Genomic DNA, 22,547 nt, shown 5'->3' with positions numbered 1-22,547 from the left:
TTGGACTGCTTCGCACCGACGGCCGGGCGGACCGTCACGGTCGCCCGGCCGTCGGTCGAGTCGTCAGGCGGTCGTGTTCGTGCCCGTACCGCCCATCAGGTCCTTGAGGAAGTCCAGCATCTGCGCTTCCGTGAGGGAGTCGTGCTCCCCCTCTCCGAGCCTCAGCTTCGCCTTCAGCAGATCCATCCTCAGGCGGTCGACGTCGTCATGGAGCTTGCCGAGGGCCCCGATGACGCTCGTCTTGTAGTCCTCGTAGGCCTTCCGCAACGAGGCGGCCGGGGTGTACGAGTCGCTGCCGGGCAGCAGCGGCGCGGTGTTGCCCTGGTCGGCCTTCTGCGTGCTCACCTCGACCTCGAAGGCGAACAGCTTTCCCGCGAACTCCTCCAGGCCGGGGAGCGAGACCTTGATGGTTTCGCTACTCATGCGCGGTCACCCCCGACTAGTGACTGAACCCCTTGGAGGCGTCCGTGTCCGACTGCACCATGATCTGGTGCATGGTGGCGAGCGTCCCGGCCGCGGCCGTGATGTCGTCGTCCATCTGCTTCTCGTTGGCGGTCACCACGCGGGAGAACTCCTCGAACGCGACGGCCGCGGCACCCTGGAAGTGGCCGTTGTCGATCACGTTTCCCAGCTGCTTGACCAGGGTGTCGAGGTTGCCGGACATCATGGACCCGGCCTTCTGGAGCTCCTGGACCGCCTGCGCCACCGTCTCGTGGTGGAGGTGGATGTTTCCGAACTGCATCGCTGTACTCCTCTCGTTCTTTCTTCCGCCGGGCCGTCAGGCGCCCTGCAGCCCGTCGTAGATGCCGTCGGCGGCGTGCGCCCTGGCGTCGTCCTCGGCCTGGGTGAGGATCTGGTTCGCGCCCTGGGTGCTCTGGACGAAGTGCTCGAAGGCACCGATGACCGTGTTGTACCGGCGCATCCAGTCCTCGATCTTCCCCTGGAAGGTGCTGCTCGCCCCGGAGATGTAACCGGCGGCGACCTCCTCCTTGATCCGCTCGACCGTACGGCCGGCGGTCACCATGTGCTCGATCTGCGTCTCCAGGCTCGCGAGGACCTGGCGGATCGCCTCGTCCTCCTTGACCAACATGGGAGGGGTGGACATCGCTGGTGCTCCTTCCGTCTGCTCACGGGGCCGCGGGCGCGGCCCCGCACACGCGTCATCAGGGTCAACGGGCGCCCTCCGCGGGGCGGTTCACCCGCACACCGGCGGGCTTGCCGGGGCTGTCGGCGCGGCGACGGCGCCGTCCGCCAGGGCGGCGGGGTCGAGGCTCGGGCCGACCGGCAGCAGGCCGAGGACGGCGGCCGGGACGCCCGCCGCGGCGGTCTCGCCGTAGCCGAGCTGCTTGAGGGCGAGCGCGGACGGCACCGGGTACTTCACGCCGCCCTCGGTGACCAGGTAGGTGGTGGCACCCGTCCCGGCGCCCGACAGGGCCCGGACGAGGGCGCCGCGGCCGGGCCGGACGGCGATCCGGTCCGCGACCGGGCAGGCCGCCGTCACCCCGGGCTGGGCGGCGGGCGGGCGGGCGGCCGCCGCGTCGGCACCGGCCAGGACGGTGACCGTGCCGACGGGCGCACCGGCGCCGGTGTGCAGGTCCGCGCAGACGGCCTCGCCGCGCGCGGGCACCACCAGGCCGGGCGGCGCCTCGGGCAGCCCGGCGGCGGCCGGACCGGCCGCCGCGGACGGCGCGGTGTGGGCGGCGAGGTCGTCCGCGCCGATCGACGCGGCGACCGGGGCGTCCTTGCCGTACGCCTCGCGCTGGGTGCGCGGATCGCCGCGCAGCAGCTCGAAGCGCGTCCTGCTGAGCGGGACGAGGCCCTCCTGGGTGAGCACGTAGTGGGCGCCGCCGGGTGTGTCGAAGAGCTGCCCGAGCTTGGTGGGCCGCCCCGCGAGGGTCGGCCCGGCGCTGCCGCGGCCGGGCACCGCGGGGGCGGCCAGGTCGGGGCCGGCGGGCAGCGCGTTCACCAGGCCGGCCGACACCGGGAACGGCGTGGTGCCGGCGTAACCGAGGGCCTGGAGCGCCGAGTTGGCGGTGTCGACGCGGAGCCGCTGACCCTGCCAGAGCAGGTGCACCGCACCGTCCGGGGTGCTGACCAGCACGCCCTGCCCGGCGGCCGGCGCCTTGCCCTCGCGGGCCGGGTCCACCAGCAGGGAGAGCCGCGGGACGGGCGGGCTGCCGGGGCCGTTGGGGCCCGGCTCGGTGGTGCCGCAGACCAGCCAGGTGGCGCCGGCGAGACCCTTGGCCGCGGGCAGGCCGTCGGGGGCGCCGACGATGCCGACCGGTCCGCCGCGCGGCACCGCCGCGACGGTGTCCCGGGCGACCTGCTTGACCACCATCTTCTCGCCCGCCACCAGCTTGGCGCTGGTGTCGTTGAGCACCGGGTGCAGCTGCCCGCCCAGGTAGAGGTAGCGGGCGCCGTTCTCCTCGACGACCACCAGCGTGCCGGGGGCCGCCCAGTCGGTGCTGCCGCCCGGCTTCACCATCCCGTAGACGGTGACCCCGAGCCCGATCAGCACGGCCACCGCGAGCCCGGTCAGGGTGCCGCGGGTGGTGCGGCCGGTGGGGGTGTCGGGCGCGTCGGGCTCGGCCCGCAGCATGCCGGAGGCGAGCCTGCTCATCACGAACAGGTGCGCCTGCACCTGGTCGCGTCGGGACTGCATCCAGTTCCTCCCTGGGTGCTCCGGGCCGGAACCGGGCGGGAACGCCGGACCGCGCCCCGCCTGCGGGACGCCGGAGCACGCCCCCACCCCGCTGTACGGCCCCGGCGGCCCGGGGAGTTCACCCGGGCCCGGTGACCGCCCGGACGGGGCGCCCGGCCGGGCCCGTCCCCCGTCGGACGGCGGGGTGCCGCCGGGCTGCTACTCGCCGGTAGGCTGCTCGGACCCCGCGGTCACGACGTGCCGCGCCCGACGCGACGCGGGCGCCCGGGGTGGCCGAGGCGCCCGGGGCGGCCGGCCGGGCGGCGGGACGAACGACACCGGTGGGACGGGCGGGACGAGGACGATGGGGATACGACTGCTCGGCCCGGTCGAGCTGCGGCACGCGGACGGCACCACCGCCGTGGTGAGCGGCGCACAGCGGCGGGCGGTGCTCGCCCTGCTGGCCCTGGAGCTGGACCGGGTGGTACCGGTCGAGCGGTTCTGCGAACTGCTCTGGGCCGACGAGCCGCCGGCCCGGGCGAAGGCGGCCCTCCAGGGGCACGTCGCAGCGCTGCGCAAGGCCCTGGACGGTTCGGGGTTCACGCTGCTCACCCGCGCCCCCGGCTACCGGCTCACCGGCGATCCCGGGGAGGTCGACGCGCTGGCCGTCGCCGTGCTCGCCGAGCGGGCCACCGGTACGGCCGACGACGCCACGGCCGCCGCGCTGCTCGAACAGGCCCTCGGCCGGTGGCGGGGGGCGGCACTCGCCGACCTCCCGGCCACGCCGCTCCGCGACGCACTGGCCGACCGGCTCGACGGCGCCCGGACGGAGGCGCTGACCGCCTGGACGCGGCGGCGGCTGCGACTCGGCCAGGGCCGGACGGCCGTGCCCGCACTGGAACAGGCCGTCCTCGCGGACGGGCTGCGCGAACCGCTGGTGGCCCTGCTGATGCGCTGTCTGGTGCAGGACGGCCGGGGCCCCGACGCGCTGCGCGTCTACCACCGGGCCCGCGCCGTGCTGGCCGAGGAGCTCGGGGTGGCGCCGGGGCCGGCACTACAGGAGGCGCTCGCCGCGGCCCTGACGGCGGACCGCGGCGCGGGCACGGCGACCACCCCGCCCGGCACCGCACCTGCAACGCCCCCCGCACCCACCGCACCCACCACGTCCCCCGTACCCACCGCGCCCACCGCGCCCACCGGTCCGGGGCCCGGTCACGTCCCCGGGCCGCCGCGCGGCTTCGTCGGCCGCGGGGCCGAGCAGCAGTGGCTCGCGGAGCAGTGCGGCCCGCAACGGAGCGGCGACGGCCTGGCCGTGGTGGCCGGCCCGGCCGGCGTCGGCAAGACCGCCGTGGTGCTGCGCTGGGCGCACGGGGCGGCGGCCGGCTTCCCCGACGGCCTGCTCTTCGCGGACCTGCGCGGCTTCGACCCGGCCGGCCCGGAGGACCCGGCCCGGGTCCTGGGCCGCCTGCTGCGGACGCTGGGCCTGCCCGAGTCGGCCGTCCCGGAGGACCGGGCCGGCCGGGCGGCGTTGTTCCGGGAGCGGACCCGGGACGGCCGGCTGCTGCTCGTACTGGACAACGCCCGCGCCGCCGAGGACGTCGCCGACCTGCTGCCGTCCGGGCCCGGCTGCGCCACCGTGATCACCAGCCGGAACAGCCTGGAGGACTTGGTGGTCAGCGACGGCGCGGCCCTGCTGCACGTCCCCGCGCTGCCCGCCGCCGACGCGCACCGCCTGCTGGCGGGCCGGCTGACCGCCGAGCGGACGGCCGCGGAACCGGCGGCGACGACGCGGCTGGTCGAGCTCTGCGAGCGGCTCCCGCTGGCCCTGCGGATCGTCGCCGCCCGGCTGGCGGCGCGCCCCGGGTGGCGGATCGCCGATCTGGTGGCCGAGCTGACCGACGAACACACCCGGCTCGCCGGGCTGGGCACCGGCGGCGGGGTGGTCAGCGTCCGGACGGCGCTGTCGCTGACCCACCACCACCTCCCCGAGGACGCCCGCGGCCTGCTCGCCCTGCTGACCGCCCACCCCGGCACCGAGATCGACCCGCCCGCGGCGGCGGCCCTGCTCGGCACGGACGGCGAGGGCGGCCGGCACGCGCTCGGCGCGCTCGCCGCCCACCACCTGCTGACGGAGCACCTGCCCGGCCGCTTCGGCCGGCACGACCTCGTCCGGCTGTTCGGCGCCGAACTGTTCGCCGGGCTCCCCGCGGACGAGCAGCGCCGGGCCTTCCGCCGCCTGGTCGACTACGAGCTGGTCGCCGCCGGGCAGGCCGTCCGGCGGCTGAACCCGTTCCACCGGCCGTACCGGCCGCCGGGCCCCGGCCCGCTGGCGCTGCCCCGGCTCGGCGACGTGCCGGCCACGCTCGCCTGGTGCCACGCCGAGGAGCCGGTGCTCCGCGCGCTGGTGAGCGCCGCCACCGAGCGCGGCGAGTACGAGCGCGCCTGGCGGCTGGCCCGCTCGACCGCCACGCTGTACTACGGCGCCGGGCGGGTCACCGACCGGCTGGACTGCCTGCGGGTCGGGCTGCGGGCCGCCCGGCTGGACGGCGGCCGGGAGGGGCTCGCCGCGATGGAGACGGCCACGGCGTGCGCGCTCGGCTCCAGCGGACGCGTCGCGGAGGCGCTGCCGCTGGCCGGGCGCGCGGTCGGCCGGACGGTGCCGGAGGACGGCGAGCTGCACATCCACGCGCTCTCCGTCCGGGCCTCGATGACCGCGCTCTCCGGTGACCCGGTCGGGGCCGACCGCCTCTCGGCGGAGACCCTCGACCGGATCAGGGCGAGCGGGCTGCAGGAGCACGCGGCCACCGTGCTGAGCAACGCGGCGGCCCTGAAGGTCCTGCTGGGCGAGCCCTCGGCCGCGCTGGAGCACGCCCGGGAGACCCGCGCGCTGCTCTCCGGCCACCCGACCGCCAACGCCCACCTGTGGGCGATGGTCAGCGAGGCGCTGGCCCTCGGCTCGCTGGGTGAGCGGGAGGCCGCCGAGCAGGTCTGGCGGGAGGCGCTGCACCTCTGCCGGTCGACCGGGAACGTGCGGCTGCACGCCCTCACCCGGCGGCACTTCGCGGAGTTCCTGACCGGCACCGGCCGGACGGCGGAGGCCGGCGAGCACCTGCGGGCGGCGGACGCGCTCTACACCGAGCACGGGGACGCCGGCCAGGCCGAGGGCCTGGACCTGCGGCTCGCCCGGCCACCGGCCCGGTCCGCGGGCGCGGCCCGCCCGCGCGGCGGCCTGCGCATCGCCTGACCCCCGGGCGGCACCCGGCCGCCCGGGCCCCCGGGCCGCTGAGCCCCCGTGAACCCCGCCCCCGTGAACACCCCCTGAACCCTGCCCGCCGACCCTCCCCGGAGACGACATGACCGTCCACCACCTGGACTGCGCCACCATGTGCCCGATCGGCGGCCGACTGCTGATCGGCAGCGGCGGGCCGCTGGTCGGGCGGCTCTCCGCACACTGCCTGCTCGTCGAGGGCGACCGGGGGCTGACCCTGGTCGACACCGGCTTCGGCACCGCCGACGTCGCCGACCCCCGCCGGCTCGGGCGGACGCTGCGCGCAGCGGCCCGGCCCCGGCTCGCCGCCGCCACCACCGCGCTGCACCAGGTCCGCGCGCTGGGCCACGACCCGCGCGACGTGCGCCACATCGTGCTCACGCACCTGGACCCCGACCACGCGGGCGGGATCGGCGACTTCCCGCACGCCCGGATCCACGTCCTCGCCGACGAGCTGCGGGCCGCCCTCGCACCGCCGACCCGGGCCGAGCGGGACCGCTACCGCGCCGCCCAGTGGGCGCACGGCCCGCGCTGGGCGGAACACCGGGCGGACGCCGCCACCGAGGACTGGTTCGGGTTCGGCGCGATCCCCGTGCAGCCGGACGACGCCGCCGGCTTCCTGCTCGTCCCGCTGCCCGGCCACTCCCGGGGGCACTGCGGCGTCGCCGTGCGCGACGGCGCCGGCGGCTGGCTGCTGCACTGCGGTGACGCCTACTTCTCACGGGCCGACTCCGACCCGGCCGGGCCGCGCCGCCCGCCGGGGCTGGCCGCGTTCCAGCGTCTTGCGGCCCTCGACAACCGCGGCCGGCTGGAGACCCTGGCCCGGCTCCGCGGGCTGCGCCGCGACCACGCCGGTGAGGTGCGCCTGATCTGCGCGCACGACCCGGCCGACCTCGTGCTCCCCGGACACCCGCCGCGGGCGGACGACCGGGGCGGACGAGGGGCGTGAACAACCGGCCGAACAATGCGGTGAACACCCGTTCCGGTCGCTGCTATTGACTACTTTTCCAACAGTGGCGATTCTCGTCACACCGAGTGCGCGGTCCATGACAGCCGGCCCGGACGGGCGTCCGCGTGCCCGGACGGCACCCGTCCGCCCCCGACCGCGCCACCCCCTCATCTCGGACCTGGGTGGTGCCCATGACCCAACTGCCCCATCAACGGCGCGGATTCGTCGCGTTACTGGCTGCTCTGCTCACACTCGCCACCCTGGTGCTCGCCGCCCCGGCCCCCGGGGCGCAGGGCGACCAGGGCTGGTGGAACCCGACCGCACGACCCTCGCCGGACTCACAGATCGGCGTCACCGGGGAGCCGTTCCGGGGCACCGACGCCCAGGGGCACGTCCGGGGCTTCGTCGACGCACACGACCACATCATGGCCAACGAGGGATTCGGCGGCCGGCTCATCTGCGGGCAGTCCTTCTCCCCCGCCGGGATCGCCGACGCGCTCAAGGACTGTCCCGAGCACTACCCCGACGGCTCGCTCGCGATCTTCGACTTCGTCACCAAGGGCGGTGACGGGAAGCACGACCCGGTCGGCTGGCCGACCTTCGCGGACTGGCCCGCCCACGACTCGCTGACCCACCAGCAGAACTACTACGCCTGGATCGAGCGGGCCTGGCGCGGCGGTCAGCGGGTCCTCGTCAACGACCTGGTCACCAACGGGGTGATCTGCTCGGTCTACTTCTTCAAGGACCGCAGCTGCGACGAGATGACGGCGATCCGGCTGGAGGCGCAGAAGACGTACGAGCTGCAGTCCTACATCGACTCGATGTACGGCGGGCCGGGCAAGGGCTGGTTCCGGATCGTCACCGACAGCGCGCAGGCCCGCTCGGTCGTGGCGCAGGGCAAGCTCGCCGTCGTCCTGGGCGTGGAGACCTCCGAACCCTTCGGCTGCAAGCAGATCCTGGACGTCCCGCAGTGCAGCAAGGCCGACATCGACCGCGGCCTGGACGAGCTGTACGGGCTGGGCGTGCGCAGCATGTTCCTCTGCCACAAGTTCGACAACGCGCTCTGCGGGGTGCGCTTCGACGAGGGCGCGCTCGGCACGGCGATCAACGTCGGCCAGTTCCTCTCCACCGGCACCTTCTGGCAGACCGAGAAGTGCACCGGTCCGCAGCACGACAACCCGATCGGCCTGGCCCCGGCCCTCGCGGCCCAGGCGCAGCTGCCGCCGGGCGTAACGGTACCGGCCTACGCCGGGGACGCCCAGTGCAACTCCCGCGGTCTGACCGAGCTCGGCGAGTACGCCGTCCGCGGGATGATGCAGCGCAGGATGATGCTGGAGGTCGACCACATGAGCGTCAAGGCCGCCGGCCGGTCCTTCGACATCATGGAGTCCGAGTCGTACCCGGGCGTGATCTCCTCGCACAGCTGGATGGACCTCGACTGGATCGAGCGGGTCTACCGGCTCGGCGGCTTCGTCGCCCAGTACATGAACGGCGCCGAGGCGTTCAGCAACGAGGCGAAGCGCACCGACGCGCTGCGCGACAAGTACCACGTGGGCTACGGCTACGGGACCGACATGAACGGTGTCGGCGGCTGGCCGGGCCCGCGCGGCGCGGACGCCCCCGGCGCGGTGCAGTACCCGTTCCGCACCGCGGACGGCGGTTCGCTCGTCGACCGGCAGACCACCGGCGCGCGCACCTGGGACATCAACACCGACGGCGCCGCGCACTACGGCCTGGTGCCGGACTGGCTGGAGTCCATCCGGAAGGTCGGCGGCCAGGACGTGCTGGACGACCTGTTCCGCGGCGCCGAGTCCTACCTCACCACCTGGGGGGCGTCGGAGCAGCACCGGGCCGCGGTGAACCTGGCCGCGGGCGCGAGCGCGACGGCGGGCTCGGCGGAGTGGAACCCGTTCACCAGCTACGCGGCCGGCCGGGCCGTGGACGGCGACCGGGGCACCCGCTGGGCGAGCGACTGGAACGACAACCAGTGGCTCCAGCTGGATCTCGGGTCCACCGGCCTGGTCGGGCGGGTGATCCTCGACTGGGAGCGGGCCTACGGGCGGGCGTACCGGATCGAGGTCTCCACCGACGGCACCAACTGGCGGCAGGTGTGGTCCACCACCACCGGTGACGGCGGTCTGGACACCGCGCTCTTCACACCCGTCCCGGCCCGCTACGTCCGGATCCAGGGGGTGCAGCGCGGCACCCAGTGGGGCTACTCGCTGTACGAGGTGGGTGTCCACAGCAGCTGACCGGCGGCGGCGCCGGGGCCCGGGCGATCCCGGGCCCCGGCGCCGCCGGATGCGGTGCCGCTACTGCGGGGTGACGTAGGCGCCGGAGATGCCGCCGTCGACCAGGAAGGTGTTGGCGGTCATGAAGGAGGAGTCGTCGGAGGCCAGGAAGGCGACGGCGGCGGCGATCTCCTCGGGTTCGGCGAACCGGCCGAGCGGGATGTGCACCAGCCGGCGGGCGGCGCGCTCCGGGTCCTTGGCGAAGAGTTCCTGGAGCAGCGGGGTGTTGACCGGGCCCGGGCAGAGCGCGTTGACCCGGATGCCCTCGCGGGCGAACTGCACGCCCAGCTCGCGGGACATCGCCAGCACCCCGCCCTTGGAGGCACTGTAGGAGATCTGCGAGGTGGCCGCGCCCATCACCGCGACGAACGAGGCGGTGTTGATGATGGAGCCCTTGCCCTGGCGCTGCATGTGCGGGATCGCGTACTTGCAGCAGAGGTAGACGCTGGTCAGGTTGACGTCCTGGACGCGCTTCCAGGCCTCCAGGCCGGTGGTGAGGATGGAGTCGTCGTCGGGCGGGGAGATGCCCGCGTTGTTGAAGGCGATGTCGAGCCGCCCGTAGGTGTCCACGGCCTGCTGGTAGAGGGCCTCGACCGCCGGCTCGTCGGTGACGTCGACCTGGACGAAGAGGCCGCCGACCTCGTTGGCGGCCTTGGCGCCGGTCTCCGGGTCGAGGTCGGCGCAGACCACCTTGGCCCCCTCGGCGGCGAGGCGGCGTGCGGTGGCCAGGCCGATGCCGCTGCCCGCGCCGGTGATGACGGCCACCCGGCCGTCGAGTCGCTGCGTCATGGTGATCATTCCTCCGTGGAGATGAAGACGTTCTTGGTCTGGGTGAAGGCGTCGAGCGCGTCCGGGCCGAGTTCGCGGCCCAGGCCGGACTGCTTGAAGCCGCCGAACGGCGTGCTGTAGCGCACCGAGGAGTGCGAGTTGACGGAGAGGTTGCCGGCCTCGATGCCGCGGGCCACCCGCAGCGCGCGGCCGACGTCCCTGGTCCAGACGGAGCCGGAGAGGCCGTACTCGGTGGCGTTGGCGAGGCGCACGGCGTCCTCCTCGTCGCGGAACGGGACGACGGTGACCACCGGGCCGAAGATCTCCTCGGTGCAGGCCGGGTCGTCGGGCCGGACGGGCGCCAGCACCGTCGGCGGGTACCAGAAGCCGGGCCCGTCGGGGGCGCTGCCGCGGAACGCGACGGGCGCGTCGGCGCCGACGTAGGAGGCGACCCGGGCCCGGTGGGCGGCCGAGATCAGCGGGCCCATCTCGGTCTTCTCGTCCGACGGGTCGCCCACCCGGACGGCCCGGACGGCGGGCTCCAGCAGGGCCATGAACTCGTCGTGGACGGAGGCCTCGACGAGGATCCGGGACCGGGCGCAGCAGTCCTGGCCGGCGTTGTCGAAGACGGCGTAGGGGGCGGTGGCGGCGGCCCTGGCGAGGTCGGCGTCGGCGAAGACGAGGTTGGCGCTCTTGCCGCCGAGTTCGAGGGTGACCGGCTTGACCTGAGCGGCGCAGCCCGCCATCACCTCCCGGCCGACCGGGCCGGAGCCGGTGAAGACGACCTTGCGGACGTCGGGGTGGGTGACGAAGCGCCGGCCGACGACCGGGCCGCGGCCGGGCAGGATCTGCAGGACGTGCTCGGGGAGCCCGGCGGCCAGGGCGAGTTCGCCCAGGCGCAGGGCGGTCAGCGGGGTGAGTTCGGCCGGTTTGACGATCACGGTGTTGCCGGCGGCGAGGGCCGGGGCCAGGGCCCAGGCGGCGATCGGCATCGGAAAGTTCCACGGCACGATGACGCCGACCACGCCGAGCGGTTCCTGGAAGGTGACGTCGAGGCCGCCGGCCACCGGGATCTGGCGGCCGAACAGCCTTTCGGGGGCGGCGGCGTAGTACTCGATGACGTCGCGGGCGTTGCCGGCCTCCCAGCGGGCGTTGCCGATGGTGTGGCCGGCGTTGGCGACCTCCAGGGCGGCGAGGTGCTCGCGGTCGGCGTCGACGGCGGCGGCGAAGGCGCGCAGCAGCCGGGCCCGGTCGGCGGGGGCGACCCGGCGCCAGGTGTCGAAGGCGGCCCGGGCGCGGGCCACGGCGGCGTCGGTCTCGGCCGGGCCGGCCAGCTCGACCGTGGTGATCACCTCCTCGGTGGCCGGGTTGACCACCTCGAAGAGGTCGGGTTCGGTCATCGGGCGCTCTCCTTGTGGCCGGCGGTGACGAGGGCGTGGAACAGGCGGGGGTCGTCGGGGTCGGTCTCGGGGTGCCACTGGACGCCCAGGGCGAAGCGCCGGCCGGGCAGTTCGAGCGCCTCGACCGTCCCGTCGGCGCTGTGGGCGGTGGCGTGCAGTCCGGTGCCGAGCCGGTCGACGGCCTGGTGGTGGTAGCAGGAGACCTCGGCGGCCGGGCCGAGGACGGCGGCCGCCCGGGTGCCCGGGCGGACGTCGACCCGGTGGCGGACGAAGCGCGCGGGGACGATCCGGTGGCTGCGTTCGGGCAGGTGCTGGCGGAGCGTGCCGCCGAGCGCGACGTTCAGCAGCTGCATGCCGCGGCAGACGCCGAGCAGGGGCAGGTCACGCTCCAGGGCGCCGTGCAGCAGGGCGAGTTCCCAGTCGTCGCGGGCGGGGTGCGGGGGCCCGGTGTGCGGGTCGGCGGCGGCTCCGTAGCGGGCCGGGTCGACGTCGGGGCCGCCGGCGAGCACCAGTCCGTCCAGCACGTCGAGCAGCCGGCCGGCCCCGCCGGGCTGCGGCGGCAGCAGTACCGGGGTGCCGCCCGCCGCGGAGACGGCGTCGACGTAGGTCTGCGGGACGAGCGCGGCGCGCTGGTGCCAGACCGCCCAGGCGGCCTCGTCCTGGTAGCTGGTGATGCCGATCAGCGGCCGCGGCGGGCCGTCCGGCGTCGGCGCCGTCACAGCCGCTCGAATCCGCGGCGCCGCTCCCAGTCGGTCACCGCCCGGTCGTAGGAGGCGAGTTCGACCTTGCCCGCGTGGGCGTAGTGGCGGACGACGTCCTTGCCGAAGGCCTCCCCCGCGACGGCGCTCTGCTCGAAGGCGGTGACGGCGTCGCGCAGGTTGGCCGGCACCCGGGGGGCGTCGGAGGCGTACGCGTTGCCGGTGAACTCCGGTTCGAGGGTGAGCTGTTGCTCGACGCCGTGCAGGCCGGCCGCGATCAGTGCGGCGACCGCGAGGTACGGGTTGACGTCGCCGCCGGGCACCCGGTTCTCGAAGCGCAGCGACGGCCCGTGGCCGACCACCCGCAGCGCGCAGGTGCGGTTGTCCCGCCCCCAGGCGATCGCGGTCGGCGCGAAGCTGCCGGGCACGTACCGCTTGTAGGAGTTGACGGTCGGGGCGAACAGGAGCGAGAAGTCGGCGAGGCAGGCGAGTTGTCCGGCCAGGAAGTGCTCCATGGTGCGGGAGAAGCCGTGCGGCCCGTCCCCGGCGAACACCGGCCGGCCGTCGTCGTCGCGCAGGCTGAGGTGGATGTGGCAGGAGTTGCCCTCCCGCTCGTCGTACTTGGCCATGAAGGTGAGGCTGTAGCCCTCCTGGGCGGCGATCTCCTTGGCGCCGGTCTTGTAGACGGTGTGGTCGTCGCAGGTGGTGAGCGCGTCGGCGTACTTGAAGGCGATCTCGTGCTGGCCGAGGTTGCACTCGCCCTTGGCGGACTCCACGGTGAGGCCGGCGCCGGCCATGCCGTTGCGCAGCCGGCGCAGCAGGGGTTCGATCCGGCCGGTGCCGAGCACCGAGTAGTCCACGTTGTACTGGTTGGCCGGGGTGAGCCGGGTGTAGTCCTTGTCCCAGGCCTGTTCGTAGCTGTCCCGGAAGACGATGAACTCCAGCTCGGTGGCGGCGTGCGCCTGCCAGCCGTAGCCGGCCAGCCGGTCGAGCTGGCGGCGCAGGACCTGCCGCGGGGAGACGGCGACGGGGGTGCCGTCGTGGTGGGTGACGTCGCACTGCACCATGACGGTGGCCGGGTGCCAGGGCACCGCGCGCAGGGTGGCGAGGTCGGGGCGGAAGGTGAGGTCGCCGTAGCCGCCCTCCCAGGAGGAGAGCTCGTAGCCGTCGACGGTGTTCATGTCGACGTCGACGGCGAGCAGGTAGCCGCAGCCTTCGGCGGCGTTCGGCACCACGTCGGTGAGGAAGTACTCGGCGGCGACGCGTTTGCCCTGGAGGCGGCCCTGCATGTCGGTCATCGCGAGCACGACGGTGTCGACGGAGCCGTCGGCGACGCGGGTGCGCAGCTCGTCGAGGCTGAGCCGGGGGCTGTTCATCGGGTCTCCAGTTCGGCGTCGAGGGCGGCCGGGCCCGGCGGGGTCTCGTGGATCCGGGGGCCGGTGAACCAGTGGCGGGCGGAGGCGAGCCACCAGAGGCCGGCGAAGCCGACGACCGCGGTGACGGCCACGGGGGTGTAGTTGAAGCTCTCGGTGGTGACCGGGCTGACGGTGGGCAGCATGAACAGGACGGTGATCACGGCCGTCCAGCCGACCGCGACGGTGCCGATGATCCCGCTCCAGCGGCCCAGGTGCCAGGGACCACGCGGGAAGGCATCGCCCTGGCGCAGCCGCAGGTAGACCGGGACGACGTAGGAGATGTAGAGGCCGATCACGGAGATCGAGGTGACGGCGGTGTAGGCGGTGGAGTTCCACAGCGCGGGCAGGCCGAGCAGCAGGGCGCCGCCGGTGGCGAGCCAGACCGCGTTGGTGGGGGTCCGGGTGCGCGGGTCGATGCGGTGCCAGAGGGCGGAGCCGGGGAGCGCGCCGTCCCGGGAGAAGGCGTAGATCATGCGGGAGTTGGCGGTGACGGAGGCCATCCCGCAGAAGAACTGGGCGCCGATGACGATCAGCAGCAGCAGTTCGGCGCCGTTGGTGCCGATCGCGTCGATGAAGATCTGGGCGGGTGCCACGCCGGTGGCGCTGTGGAGCGCGCCGTCGTAGTCGCGGATGGCGAAGGTGATGCCGAGCAGCAGGATCCAGCCCGCCACCAGGGAGACGGTGATGGCGTTGACGATGCCGCGCGGCCCGGAGCGGGCGGCGTCGCGGGTCTCCTCGGTCATGTGCGCGGAGGCGTCGTAGCCGGTGAGGGTGTACTGGGCGAGCAGCAGGCCGAGCATGGCCACGTAGAGCTGGTTGTGGAAGCCGGTGTTGTTGACGAACTCGGTGAACACGAAGGAGGCGGAGGCGTGCCGGTCGGGCAGCAGGACGAGTGCGCCGACGATGACGGCGACGCCGACCAGGTGCCACCAGACGGACAGGTTGTTGAGGAAGGCGACGAGTCGGACGCCGCGGGTGTTGAGCAGGCCGTGCAGCAGCAGGATGACGGCGAAGATCTCCACGGTGTGGGCGGGGGTGGCGGAGAAGCCGAACTGCAGGCTGAGGAAGGCGTTGGTGAAGAAGGCGGCGCCGTAGTCGACGCCGGCGGTGACCGCGACCTGCCCGAGGAAGTTGAACCAGCCGGTGAACCAGCTCCACGCGGGGCCGCGGCTGCGGGCCAGTTTGGCGGACCAGTAGTACAGCCCGCCCGCGGTCGGGTAGGCGGAACAGATCTCCGCCATCGCCAGCCCGACGCAGAGCGTCAGCAGGCCGACCACCGGCCAGCCCCAGATGATCATCGCGGGGCCGCCGGCGTTCATGCCCGTCCCGTAGAGGGTCAGGCAGCCGGAGAGGATCGAGACGATGGAGAAGGAGACGGCGAAGTTGGAGAAGCCCGACATCGACCGGGCGAGCTCCTGGGTGTAGCCGAGCTCCTGGAGGCGTTGTTCGTCGGCGGAAACGGGCGGTGCGCCTGCCGGAAACACCGGCGGGGAAGGGTGGTCGGGTGAGCTTTCGCCAGTCATGGGCACCCCTGGGGGTTGAGGGTGTGCGGGGCGGCGCGCGGCCACTGCGGTGTGGCGCGGCCGTCCGCAGGGTCGACGGTCCGACGGCTCTTCAATGGTCTGGAACCAGACCATTGGGGTGGTGAGCAGCATCGTTCACCCCCCGCCGGGGCCGCGTCAAGAGCCGGGCCCGGAGACGGCCCGGGAGAGGGCCCGGGAGCGGGCCCGGGCGCGGGCCCGGGCGCGCCGCCGGGAGACGGGCGCGCCCGCCCCGGCGGTCGACCGTGGGTACGATTCCGGCGTGGACGTCGACGAGGCACGCGAACAGGCGCGCGGGGACTGGCAGGCCGGAGCGATCTTCCGGCCCGTGCGGACCGGCAACGCCTTCGAGGAGACCGTCGAGCGGCTGCTCCAGGCGATCAAGCTGGGCGTCTTCGGCCACGGCGACCGGCTGCCCGCCGAACGCGAACTCGCCGCCCGGCTCGGGGTCAGCCGCGAGACGCTGCGCGAGGCGCTCCGCACGCTCCAGCAGGCCGGCTGCGTCGAGCCGCGCCGCGGCCGCTACGGCGGCACCTTCGTCACCTACCGGATGCCCCCGCCCGACGTCACCGACCTGCGGCGCGCCGTCCGCGACCTCGGCGGCGAGCTGGAGGACGCGCTGACCTACCGGCTGGTGCTGGAGACCGGCGCCGCCGAGGCCGCCGCCCGGCGCACCCTCTCCCCCGGGCAGCGCTCCTACCTGGAGGGCCGGCTGGCCGACCTGGAGGGCGCACCGGCGGAGCAGTACCGGCAGCTGGACTCGCGCTTCCACCTCGCGGTGGGCGAGCTGACCGGCTCGCACACGCTGGCGGCGGGCATCGCGGAGGCCCGGATGCGGCTCAACGACCTGCTCAACGCCATCCCGATGCTGGAGCGCAACATCGAGCACGCCGGCGAGCAGCATCGCGCGATGGTCCGCGCCATCCTGGACGGCGACGGCGAGGCCGCCCGGCGGGCCACCGAGGAACACCTGGCGGCGACGGCCGCGCTGCTGCGGGGCTTCCTCGGCTGAGCCCGGCCGCCGGAGCGGCACCGGGCACCGGCCGGCGCCGGTGGAGCCGGCCGGACCTGCGGGCACGGTGGCACCCGCGGGACCACCGGGACCGTTCGGGTTGCCGGGGCCGTTCGGGTTGCCGGGACCGTTCGGGTTGCCGGGACCGCCGGGGTCAGAGCCAGCCGCGTTTGCCCGCCTGGAGGCCGGCGGCGAACCGGCCGCGGGCGTCGAGGCGCTCCATCAGGTCCGCCATCATCCGGCGGACCGTCCGCAGCGAGAGCCCGAGCCTGGTGGCCGCCCCCGCGTCGGTCGAGCCCTCGGCGAGCAGCCGCAGTAGCTCAAGCTCCTGGCCGGTGAGGCCCTTCTCGTTGCGTTCGGTACACGCCCCCATCGGGGTGGCGTCCCGCCAGACCACCTCGAACAGGGCGACGAGGCCGGCCACCACGCCGGCGCCGGTGAGCTGGACGGCGCCCTTCCGGGTGTTGGCGGGATCCACCGGGACGAGGGCCACCCGGCGGTCGATCAGCAGCATCCGGACGGGCAGTGCGGGCACCGTGCGCACCTCGCCACCGAGGCCGGTCAGCCAGTCCGCGTACTCCGCGGTCAGCGAGTCGTTGCGGACGCTGTCCAGGTACACCGTCCGCATCATCACGCCGCGGCCGATCACGCTCTCGTCGAGCGGTTTGCTGGCCGCCAGGCTGGCCGCGGACTGTGCGCCGCCCGGGTTGAAGGTGACGCACTCGAAGGTGGCCTGAGCGGCGAGATCCCCTATCCGGGCCTGGATCGCGTCGATCCCGATCAGCTGCTCGGCGTGCCGGCGCTGGCTGTTCGCGTAGAGGTCCGCGTACTCGTCGAGGACGGAGGTGATGGCGATCCGACATCGCTCGACCTCCTCCTGACGGTGCTGCAGCTCCTCCTGCCGGCGGCGTAGCAGCGACTGGAGGCCGACCTCCGGGCTGACCGGCGCGACCTCCCCGCGGGGGGCGGACTCGATCAGCAGCCGGAGGTCGGTCAGACGGTCCAGCGCCGCCCGTAACTCGTCCTCGGTCATCCCGAGCTGGTGCGCCAACTCCTTTATGCCCCAACGATGATGAGTCAGCATCATCCGATAGACGGTCTCGGTACGCTCGTCCAGGCCCAGCATCTCCAGCACGCCGACAGCCCCCGTTCACGGTCCCCGCCCTTGTGATGCAGACATCATGCCGCCTCCAAGCGGTGCGAGCCACCGATCCCGGCAAACCGGTCGCCCGTGGCACTCAGTGGCCACCGGGATTTTGCTGCCAGCCCGGGCCTCTTCCGCCGCCGCCGAGACGCTGACCAGACTGTGGGCACGGAACGCGGGGGCCTCATTTCCGAGGATCACCCGCCGGAAATTCCTTCTGGGGGCATTCCATGTCTGCTGCCACTGCCCGTACCCTTCGTGCCACCGGTGCCTGTCTCGTGCTCACGTGTGTGTTTTCCGTCGCCACTCCCGCCCTCGCCGTCACTTCCGCACCAGCCGCCGTGTCCGCCGGATTCCACAACGGCTCCAACCTCAACTGGGATGTCGCGCCGGGTCATTCCGAGAACCTCAACTGGGACTGAGACCGCACCCGCGCCGAGCGGCGCGGCGCCCGTGCCGACCGGTGAAGCGTCCCGGCCGGCACCGGACCGCAGGCAGGTCGTGGCCGGTCGGCGCACGGCCCCGGTCTCCGCGCGCCGGCCGTGCGCCCGGCGGGCCCTTCGCGTCCGGACCGCGCCGCACCCGCTCCGCAGTGCATCGGAATCATCACGCGCCGAATCCGGGGGAATCCCGGCGCCGCTCCGACCGTCCGGGCAGGAAGCTGCCGGCCGGGCACCGGGGAGGCCGCCGGGGAGCCCGGCACCGGTCCGCACACCTACCGCACCCCATCAGAGCCCGGGAGACCGCGGATGACCGCTCCGCCAGGCGTCGAGATCTACCCCGAACCGGCCCGTGGGTTCCACCCGAACGGTTTCGCCGCCGGCGGTTCCGGCCCGAACCAAGGTGTCCCCGGCGACTACGAGACCGACGATGTCACCGCCGCCGCCTACAATCTGCTGATCGGCCAACCCGGTCTCGATCTCGCCGAATTCGCCCGCCGGCTCCATTGCACCGTCGATTCGGCCCGCTGCGTTCTCGACCGGCTGGCCGACCTGGGGCTCCTCTCCCGCTACAGCACCGGGAACGAATCGCTCGTCGCCCTGAGCCCGCTCACCGCGATGCACCGGCTGATAACCCGCGAGCGGGACATCCTGGAGCAGCGCCGCCGGTATCTGCGCGAGACGGTCAACACGTATTCGTCGATTCTCTCCGCCTACGGGGTCGGCTCCGGCAGCGGCGAGCCGGACGACTCCGAAGTGCTGCCCGACCCCGCCGCCGTCCACGCCCGGCTCCAGGACCTCGCCGCCGGCGCCCGGCACGAGGTGGTCTCCTTCCGCACGTTCGCGAACCCGGAGCGGACCGGCGGTGCGCTCAACGGCTCGCTGGACCTCGAACCACTGGGCCGGGGCGTCCGGGTGCGGGCGCTGTACCTGGAGGCGATCGAGTTCGACGAGGCCGTCGCGGAGTACGCCAGGGTCGCGAGCTGCGCCGGTGCGCTGGTGCGGCTCGCCCCCGAGCTGCCGATGAGCATGATCGTCTACGACGGCCGCACCGCGCTGGTGCCCCGCACGCCGGGGCGGCCCGCCGACGGGGCGCTGGTGCTCCGTCAGCCGGCCGTGGTGGCCCTGCTGACCTCGCTCTTCGAGGCGCGCTGGGAGCTCGGCCGGCCGACGGGCCGCACCGGGGCGGCGGAACCGGGCGGCTGCACCTCGGCGGAACGCGCGGTGGTACGGCTGCTCGCCACCGGCTCCAAGGACGACGCGGTGGCCCGCCAGCTGGGCACCTCCGTCCGCACCGTCCGCCGGGTGGTCAGCGCGCTGATGGACCGGGCCGGGGTGACCTCCCGGTTCGCCTTCGGGGTGCACGCGGCCCGCCGGGACTGGATCTGACGGCGGCCCCGGCCGCCCGGTCCCGACCGGGGCAGGGCCGGGGCCGGGCCGGGGCCGGGACCGCGGCCGCGGTCAGGCCCGCACCCGGGCCAGGTCCTGCCGCAGCGCCCCGAGCACGCCGGCGCCCGCGTCCTTCAGGTAGAAGTGGCCGCCGGCGAATACCCGCAGGGTGAACTCCCCCGTCGTCTCGCCCTGCCAGGCCAGCAGCTCGCCGGCGTCCACCTCCGGGTCGTCCACGCCCATGTACGCGGCCACCGGGCAGCGCAGCCGCCCGCCGGGCAGCGTCCGGTACGACTCGTTCAGCTCGAAGTCCGCCCGCAGTGTCGGCAGCAGCATCCTCAACAGCTGGGCCTCGCCCAGCACTTCGGGCGGAGTGCCGCCGAGCTCGCCGAGCGCGTCGAGGAAGGCGGCGTCCGGCAGGGTGGAGAACTGCCGCCGCCCGGACGGCAGCCGCGGCGCGCGCCGGCCGGAGACCACCAGCAGCTCCGGTGCCCGCCCGGCCGCCGAGAACCGGCGGGCCGCCTCGTAGGCGAGGATCGAGCCGAGGCTGTGCCCGAAGAAGGCGTACGGCCGGTCGAGGTACGGCTCCAGCGCCTCGCAGAGCGGGTCCAGCAGCTGCTCCACCCGCCGGTACGGCAGCTCGCGCACCCGGGACTCCCGCCCCGGGAGCACCACCGGCCGCACGTCGACGTCCGGGGCCAGGGCCTGCCGCCACGGCCGGAAGGCCACCCCGCCGCCGCCCGCGTGCGCGAAGCAGAACAGCCGGACGGCTGCGGCGTCGGCACGGACCCCCGCCTCGCCGGCCAGCCACCGGGACTCGACCACTGGATGCATCTGCGCTCTCCCTACATTCCCGGACGCCCGAACACCACACTGGTGTTGAAGCCGCCGAAGCCGAAACCGTTGGACACCGCGTACCCGATCGCCAGCGGGCGCGAGCGCCCCCCGACCAGCCGCGCGCCGGCCGCCAGCGGCCGCCGCAGGTTGGCGTTGCCGTGGACGAAACGCCCGCGCATCTGGAGGAGGGTGGCCACCGCCTCCACCACGCCCGCCGCGCAGAGGCAGTGCCCGACCAGGCCCTTGGTGGAGTTCACCCACGGCCGGCCGGCGCCCTCCCCGAACACCTCGCGCAGCGCGGCCAGTTCGGTCTCGTCGCCGAGCGGCGAGCCGGTGCCGTGGGCGTTCACGTAGTCGATCCGGTCCGGGGTGAGGCCGGCCTGCCGGATCGCCCTGGAGATCACCTCGGCCTCTCCGGTCAGGCTCGGGTCGGCCAGGCCGTTGCCGTCCAGGCGCAGCGCGTACCCCGCCAGCCGGGCCCAGACCTCGGCGCCCCGGCGGGCCGCGGACGCCGCGGACTCCAGCACCAGGCAGGCCGCGCCCTGGCCGGGGACGAACCCCTCGTGGTCGGCGTCGAACGGCCGTGACGACTCCTGCGGCGCGGTACCCCGCCCGCCGGCCATGGCCCCGAGGTTGTAGAACGCCTGGCGTTCCATGTCGGACAGGTCGGTGAGCGCGCCCAGCACCAGGCAGACGTCCACCGCGCCGGCGGCGACCAGCCGGGCCGCGTTGATCACGGCCACGTTGCCGCTGGCCGACGCGCCGCCGACGGTGTAGCCCTCCCCGGTGAGCCCGAGCAGCTGGCTGACCGTCCCGACGTGGTCGGTGTCCATGAACTGCAGGGGGTAGCGGGCCGGCAGGTGCACCGGGCTGCCGGTGTAGCGGTGCCGGACCTCCTCGGCGTACCGGCCGCCCAGGTTGTGCCCGGCGACGATCAGCCCGGCCCGCTCGCCGGGCACCGGCCGGTCGGCCAGGCCGGAGCGCTCCCAGGCCTCCAGGGCGACCGTCACCGACGCCTGCACCGACAGTGGTGAGCGCCCGGCGACCCGCAGCGCCGACCTGCGCAGCGCGGCGGCCCGCCCGGCCACCGCGGTGCGCAGGTCGAAGCCGGGCAGGTCGGCGCAGAGCCGCGGGCGCAGCTCCGGGTAGTCGCCGTCGACGGTGCGCAGGCCGATCCCCGACGTCCCGGCCCGCAGCGCGCGGGCGAAGGCGTCGGTGTCCGGGGCGGTGGCGCAGAGCACCCCCGCCCCGGTGACCAGTACCTCCGTCATCGCAGGTGCCCGCGCAGCAGGCGGGCCAGCGAGCCGATGTCGTGGACGTCGGTGAACTCGGTGACGGACAGGCTGATGCCCAGCGCGTCCATCGTCATGGTGACCACGTCCACCCGGTCGATGCTGTTCGCCCCGAGGTCGGTCAGTGACACCTCCTCGGTGACCGCATCGGGGTCCAGGTCCGGGAGGACCTCCAGCACGCTGCGGCGGATCGCGATCAGGACCGCGTCGCTCATCGTCGTCTCTCCGTTCTGGCAGCTCTCAGCGCCACTCGTACATCCGGTGGTAGTCCTTGGTGCGGGTGTGCACCAGCAGCGGGCCGTCCTGCGGCAGGTACTCGGCGTACCGGTCGAGGTCGACCACGCGGTCCTGCACGGGCACCAGGGTCCGCAGGTTCTCGGGCAGCAGCCCGGCGTACTCGGTGAAGGTCAGCTCGCGCCGGCGGGCCAGCCGCCCGCCGATGTCCATCGCGCGGACCGCCCGGACGGAGCCCTCGTCGACCACCCCGCTGAAGAACTCGGCGGAGCAGCCGGAGCCGTACGAGTAGAGGCCCACCCGGGCCGGGCCGTCCACCGGGGCGTGGTCGAGCAGCCCGGCCAGGGCCAGGTAGACCGAGCCCGAGCAGAGGTTGCCGACCAGGGCCGGGTACTCCAGCGACGGCCCCACCCGGCGGGCGAAGTCCGCCTCGGCCTGCACCGCGTCGGCGCCCGCCTCGCGCATCAGCTTGCGGTGCGCGGCGCGGACGAGCCCGCTGAACGGGGTGTGCATCGCCAGGTGGTCGAAGGTGGTGCGGAAGTCCGCCCCCTCCACCCGGCCGCGGTAGTCGGCGAAGCTGTTGCTCAGGCAGTCCAGGTAGGCGAAGAGCGAGCGGTCGACGTCGGCGATGTCGAACTCGGGCGTCGGCCGGGCGGAGTCGAGGGTCTCGTAGCTGTAGAGGCCGAAGGCGCCGAGGTCCAGCTCCAGCACGGTCGGCCGGTCGCCGAGCAGGACGGCGGCCGCGCCGTGGCCGGTGGCCGGCTCGGCGTAGCCGGCCCGCTCGTCCACCAGGGCGACGTCGGTGGCGACGATCAGCGCCTTCGCCCCGGGCGAGGCGCCGGACGCCAGGTAGCCGGCGGCCAGCTGGAGGGCGCCGGTGGCCGCGTAGCAGGCCTGCTTGACCTCCAGCAGGCGGCAGTTGCGGCTCAGCCCGAGGTGCTCGTGGACGTAGGAGGCGACCGACTTGCTGAGGTCGAGGCCGGATTCGGTGGAGGTCACCAGCACCTCGATGGCGGCCCGGTCGGCCGGGTCGAGCGCCTCGACCAGCGGGCGGGCCGCGTTGACGGCGTTGGTGACCGGGTCCTCGAAGGGCAGCGCGATGGAGCGGTTGCGCATGGCCAGGTTGGCCAGCCGCTCCGGGTCGAGCCCGCGCCCGGCGAACAGGGCCGGGACGGGGATCTGCGCGACCCCGGCGTAGACGTTGAGCGCCTCGATGCCGTAGCCCATC

General features: G+C 74.4%; 19 protein-coding genes. 5 read left to right on the top strand and 14 right to left on the bottom strand.

All coding sequences use genetic code 11. The annotated features are described in order from the left end of the window. Positions 1-63: 63 nt before the first annotated feature. The 4 genes from OH807_RS35905 to eccB all read right to left on the bottom strand — a co-directional run bounded on the left by OH807_RS35905 (position 64) and on the right by eccB (position 2,662). Complete coding sequence (locus OH807_RS35905) at positions 64-423, bottom strand: hypothetical protein (RefSeq protein WP_406207951.1); 360 nt, start codon at positions 421-423, stop codon at positions 64-66. Between the two features lie 16 nt (positions 424-439). Then, entirely contained in the window at positions 440-742 is a 303-nt protein-coding gene (locus OH807_RS35900) for a hypothetical protein (RefSeq protein WP_406207949.1), read from the bottom strand. Positions 743-778: 36 nt separating this feature from the next. Further along, positions 779-1,105, bottom strand: coding sequence for a hypothetical protein (locus tag OH807_RS35895; protein WP_406207947.1), 327 nt, complete (start codon positions 1,103-1,105; stop codon positions 779-781). Between the two features lie 90 nt (positions 1,106-1,195). Continuing rightward, on the bottom strand, positions 1,196-2,662 hold the full coding sequence (eccB, locus tag OH807_RS35890; RefSeq protein WP_406207944.1) for a type VII secretion protein EccB: 1,467 nt from the start codon (positions 2,660-2,662) through the stop codon (positions 1,196-1,198). A 343-nt stretch (positions 2,663-3,005) separates the two neighbouring features. On the opposite strand from eccB, the gene OH807_RS35885 reads away from it, so the two are divergent. From OH807_RS35885 to OH807_RS35875, 3 genes are all read left to right on the top strand, one after another. Next, positions 3,006-5,885, top strand: a complete 2,880-nt coding sequence (locus OH807_RS35885) for an AfsR/SARP family transcriptional regulator (protein WP_406207941.1) — start codon at positions 3,006-3,008, stop codon at positions 5,883-5,885. 109 nt (positions 5,886-5,994) lie between these two features. Further along, positions 5,995-6,858: an MBL fold metallo-hydrolase gene (locus OH807_RS35880; protein ID WP_406207939.1), complete on the top strand. Its 864-nt coding sequence runs from the start codon at positions 5,995-5,997 to the stop codon at positions 6,856-6,858. A 191-nt stretch (positions 6,859-7,049) separates the two neighbouring features. Continuing rightward, positions 7,050-9,110, top strand: a complete 2,061-nt coding sequence (locus OH807_RS35875; RefSeq protein ID WP_406207936.1) for a discoidin domain-containing protein — start codon at positions 7,050-7,052, stop codon at positions 9,108-9,110. A gap of 60 nt (positions 9,111-9,170) precedes the next feature. Here the strand turns inward: OH807_RS35875 and OH807_RS35870 are convergent, their stop codons facing one another. From OH807_RS35870 to OH807_RS35850, 5 genes are read right to left on the bottom strand one after another with little or no spacing between them, the layout of a single operon-like run. Then, complete coding sequence (locus OH807_RS35870; protein WP_406207933.1) at positions 9,171-9,938, bottom strand: 3-oxoacyl-ACP reductase; 768 nt, start codon at positions 9,936-9,938, stop codon at positions 9,171-9,173. Positions 9,939-9,943: 5 nt separating this feature from the next. Next, the gene (locus OH807_RS35865; RefSeq protein WP_406207931.1) at positions 9,944-11,317 is read right to left on the bottom strand and encodes an aldehyde dehydrogenase family protein; all 1,374 of its coding nucleotides are present in this window, start codon (positions 11,315-11,317) and stop codon (positions 9,944-9,946) included. Then, positions 11,314-12,036: a gamma-glutamyl-gamma-aminobutyrate hydrolase family protein gene (locus OH807_RS35860; protein WP_406207928.1), complete on the bottom strand. Its 723-nt coding sequence runs from the start codon at positions 12,034-12,036 to the stop codon at positions 11,314-11,316. Before OH807_RS35860 ends, OH807_RS35865 begins: the two co-directional genes overlap by 4 nt. Next, positions 12,033-13,391: a glutamine synthetase family protein gene (locus OH807_RS35855; protein ID WP_406207926.1), complete on the bottom strand. Its 1,359-nt coding sequence runs from the start codon at positions 13,389-13,391 to the stop codon at positions 12,033-12,035. Before OH807_RS35855 ends, OH807_RS35860 begins: the two co-directional genes overlap by 4 nt. After that, positions 13,388-14,830 (bottom strand): amino acid permease, encoded by a 1,443-nt coding sequence (locus tag OH807_RS35850; RefSeq protein ID WP_406211360.1) that lies wholly within the window; start codon positions 14,828-14,830, stop codon positions 13,388-13,390. The genes OH807_RS35855 and OH807_RS35850 overlap by 4 nt, the downstream gene beginning before the upstream one ends. Positions 14,831-15,233: 403 nt before the next feature. Here OH807_RS35850 and OH807_RS35845 point away from each other — a divergent pair, with 403 nt between their 5' ends. Beyond that, positions 15,234-15,983 (top strand): FadR/GntR family transcriptional regulator, encoded by a 750-nt coding sequence (locus OH807_RS35845; RefSeq protein WP_406207923.1) that lies wholly within the window; start codon positions 15,234-15,236, stop codon positions 15,981-15,983. Between the two features lie 154 nt (positions 15,984-16,137). On the opposite strand, the gene OH807_RS35840 is transcribed toward OH807_RS35845, so the two are convergent. Continuing rightward, positions 16,138-17,109 (bottom strand): TrmB family transcriptional regulator, encoded by a 972-nt coding sequence (locus tag OH807_RS35840; RefSeq protein ID WP_406211359.1) that lies wholly within the window; start codon positions 17,107-17,109, stop codon positions 16,138-16,140. A 767-nt stretch (positions 17,110-17,876) separates the two neighbouring features. On the opposite strand from OH807_RS35840, the gene OH807_RS35835 reads away from it, so the two are divergent. After that, positions 17,877-18,956 (top strand): hypothetical protein, encoded by a 1,080-nt coding sequence (locus OH807_RS35835; protein ID WP_406207920.1) that lies wholly within the window; start codon positions 17,877-17,879, stop codon positions 18,954-18,956. A gap of 72 nt (positions 18,957-19,028) precedes the next feature. Here OH807_RS35835 and OH807_RS35830 read toward each other — a convergent pair whose 3' ends face one another. From OH807_RS35830 to OH807_RS35815, 4 genes are read right to left on the bottom strand one after another with little or no spacing between them, the layout of a single operon-like run. Beyond that, complete coding sequence (locus OH807_RS35830) at positions 19,029-19,790, bottom strand: thioesterase II family protein (protein ID WP_406207918.1); 762 nt, start codon at positions 19,788-19,790, stop codon at positions 19,029-19,031. 11 nt (positions 19,791-19,801) lie between these two features. After that, a complete protein-coding gene (locus tag OH807_RS35825) occupies positions 19,802-21,064 on the bottom strand; it encodes a beta-ketoacyl synthase N-terminal-like domain-containing protein (protein WP_406207915.1) in 1,263 nt (420 codons plus the stop codon). Further along, positions 21,061-21,300 carry a phosphopantetheine-binding protein gene (locus OH807_RS35820; RefSeq protein ID WP_406207912.1) on the bottom strand — a complete coding sequence of 80 codons (240 nt, stop codon included), beginning with the start codon at positions 21,298-21,300 and terminating at the stop codon, positions 21,061-21,063. Before OH807_RS35820 ends, OH807_RS35825 begins: the two co-directional genes overlap by 4 nt. A 25-nt stretch (positions 21,301-21,325) precedes the next feature. Continuing rightward, positions 21,326-22,546 (bottom strand): hydroxymethylglutaryl-CoA synthase family protein, encoded by a 1,221-nt coding sequence (locus tag OH807_RS35815; protein ID WP_406207909.1) that lies wholly within the window; start codon positions 22,544-22,546, stop codon positions 21,326-21,328. Position 22,547: the final 1 nt, after the last annotated feature.

Source organism: Kitasatospora sp. NBC_01560 (assembly GCF_045208415.1).
In the GTDB taxonomy this organism is placed as follows: domain Bacteria; phylum Actinomycetota; class Actinomycetes; order Streptomycetales; family Streptomycetaceae; genus Kitasatospora.
This window is presented reverse-complemented; position numbering and strand designations above follow the sequence as displayed.

What these genes read in the sequence shown, in the direction of transcription:
- OH807_RS35815 (WP_406207909.1), bottom strand. Translation starts at nt 22,546, where the DNA reads ATGGGCTACGGCATCGAGGCGCTCAACGTCTACGCCGGGGTCGCGCAG.
- OH807_RS35865 (WP_406207931.1), bottom strand. Translation starts at nt 11,317, where the DNA reads ATGACCGAACCCGACCTCTTCGAGGTGGTCAACCCGGCCACCGAGGAG.
- OH807_RS35895 (WP_406207947.1), bottom strand. Translation starts at nt 1,105, where the DNA reads ATGTCCACCCCTCCCATGTTGGTCAAGGAGGACGAGGCGATCCGCCAG.
- eccB (WP_406207944.1), bottom strand. Translation starts at nt 2,662, where the DNA reads ATGCAGTCCCGACGCGACCAGGTGCAGGCGCACCTGTTCGTGATGAGC.
- OH807_RS35880 (WP_406207939.1), top strand. Translation starts at nt 5,995, where the DNA reads ATGACCGTCCACCACCTGGACTGCGCCACCATGTGCCCGATCGGCGGC.
- OH807_RS35850 (WP_406211360.1), bottom strand. Translation starts at nt 14,830, where the DNA reads ATGTCGGGCTTCTCCAACTTCGCCGTCTCCTTCTCCATCGTCTCGATC.
- OH807_RS35900 (WP_406207949.1), bottom strand. Translation starts at nt 742, where the DNA reads ATGCAGTTCGGAAACATCCACCTCCACCACGAGACGGTGGCGCAGGCG.
- OH807_RS35820 (WP_406207912.1), bottom strand. Translation starts at nt 21,300, where the DNA reads ATGAGCGACGCGGTCCTGATCGCGATCCGCCGCAGCGTGCTGGAGGTC.
- OH807_RS35870 (WP_406207933.1), bottom strand. Translation starts at nt 9,938, where the DNA reads ATGACGCAGCGACTCGACGGCCGGGTGGCCGTCATCACCGGCGCGGGC.
- OH807_RS35885 (WP_406207941.1), top strand. Translation starts at nt 3,006, where the DNA reads ATGGGGATACGACTGCTCGGCCCGGTCGAGCTGCGGCACGCGGACGGC.
- OH807_RS35855 (WP_406207926.1), bottom strand. Translation starts at nt 13,391, where the DNA reads ATGAACAGCCCCCGGCTCAGCCTCGACGAGCTGCGCACCCGCGTCGCC.
- OH807_RS35905 (WP_406207951.1), bottom strand. Translation starts at nt 423, where the DNA reads ATGAGTAGCGAAACCATCAAGGTCTCGCTCCCCGGCCTGGAGGAGTTC.
- OH807_RS35875 (WP_406207936.1), top strand. Translation starts at nt 7,050, where the DNA reads ATGACCCAACTGCCCCATCAACGGCGCGGATTCGTCGCGTTACTGGCT.
- OH807_RS35840 (WP_406211359.1), bottom strand. Translation starts at nt 17,109, where the DNA reads ATGCTGGGCCTGGACGAGCGTACCGAGACCGTCTATCGGATGATGCTG.
- OH807_RS35835 (WP_406207920.1), top strand. Translation starts at nt 17,877, where the DNA reads ATGACCGCTCCGCCAGGCGTCGAGATCTACCCCGAACCGGCCCGTGGG.
- OH807_RS35825 (WP_406207915.1), bottom strand. Translation starts at nt 21,064, where the DNA reads ATGACGGAGGTACTGGTCACCGGGGCGGGGGTGCTCTGCGCCACCGCC.
- OH807_RS35830 (WP_406207918.1), bottom strand. Translation starts at nt 19,790, where the DNA reads ATGCATCCAGTGGTCGAGTCCCGGTGGCTGGCCGGCGAGGCGGGGGTC.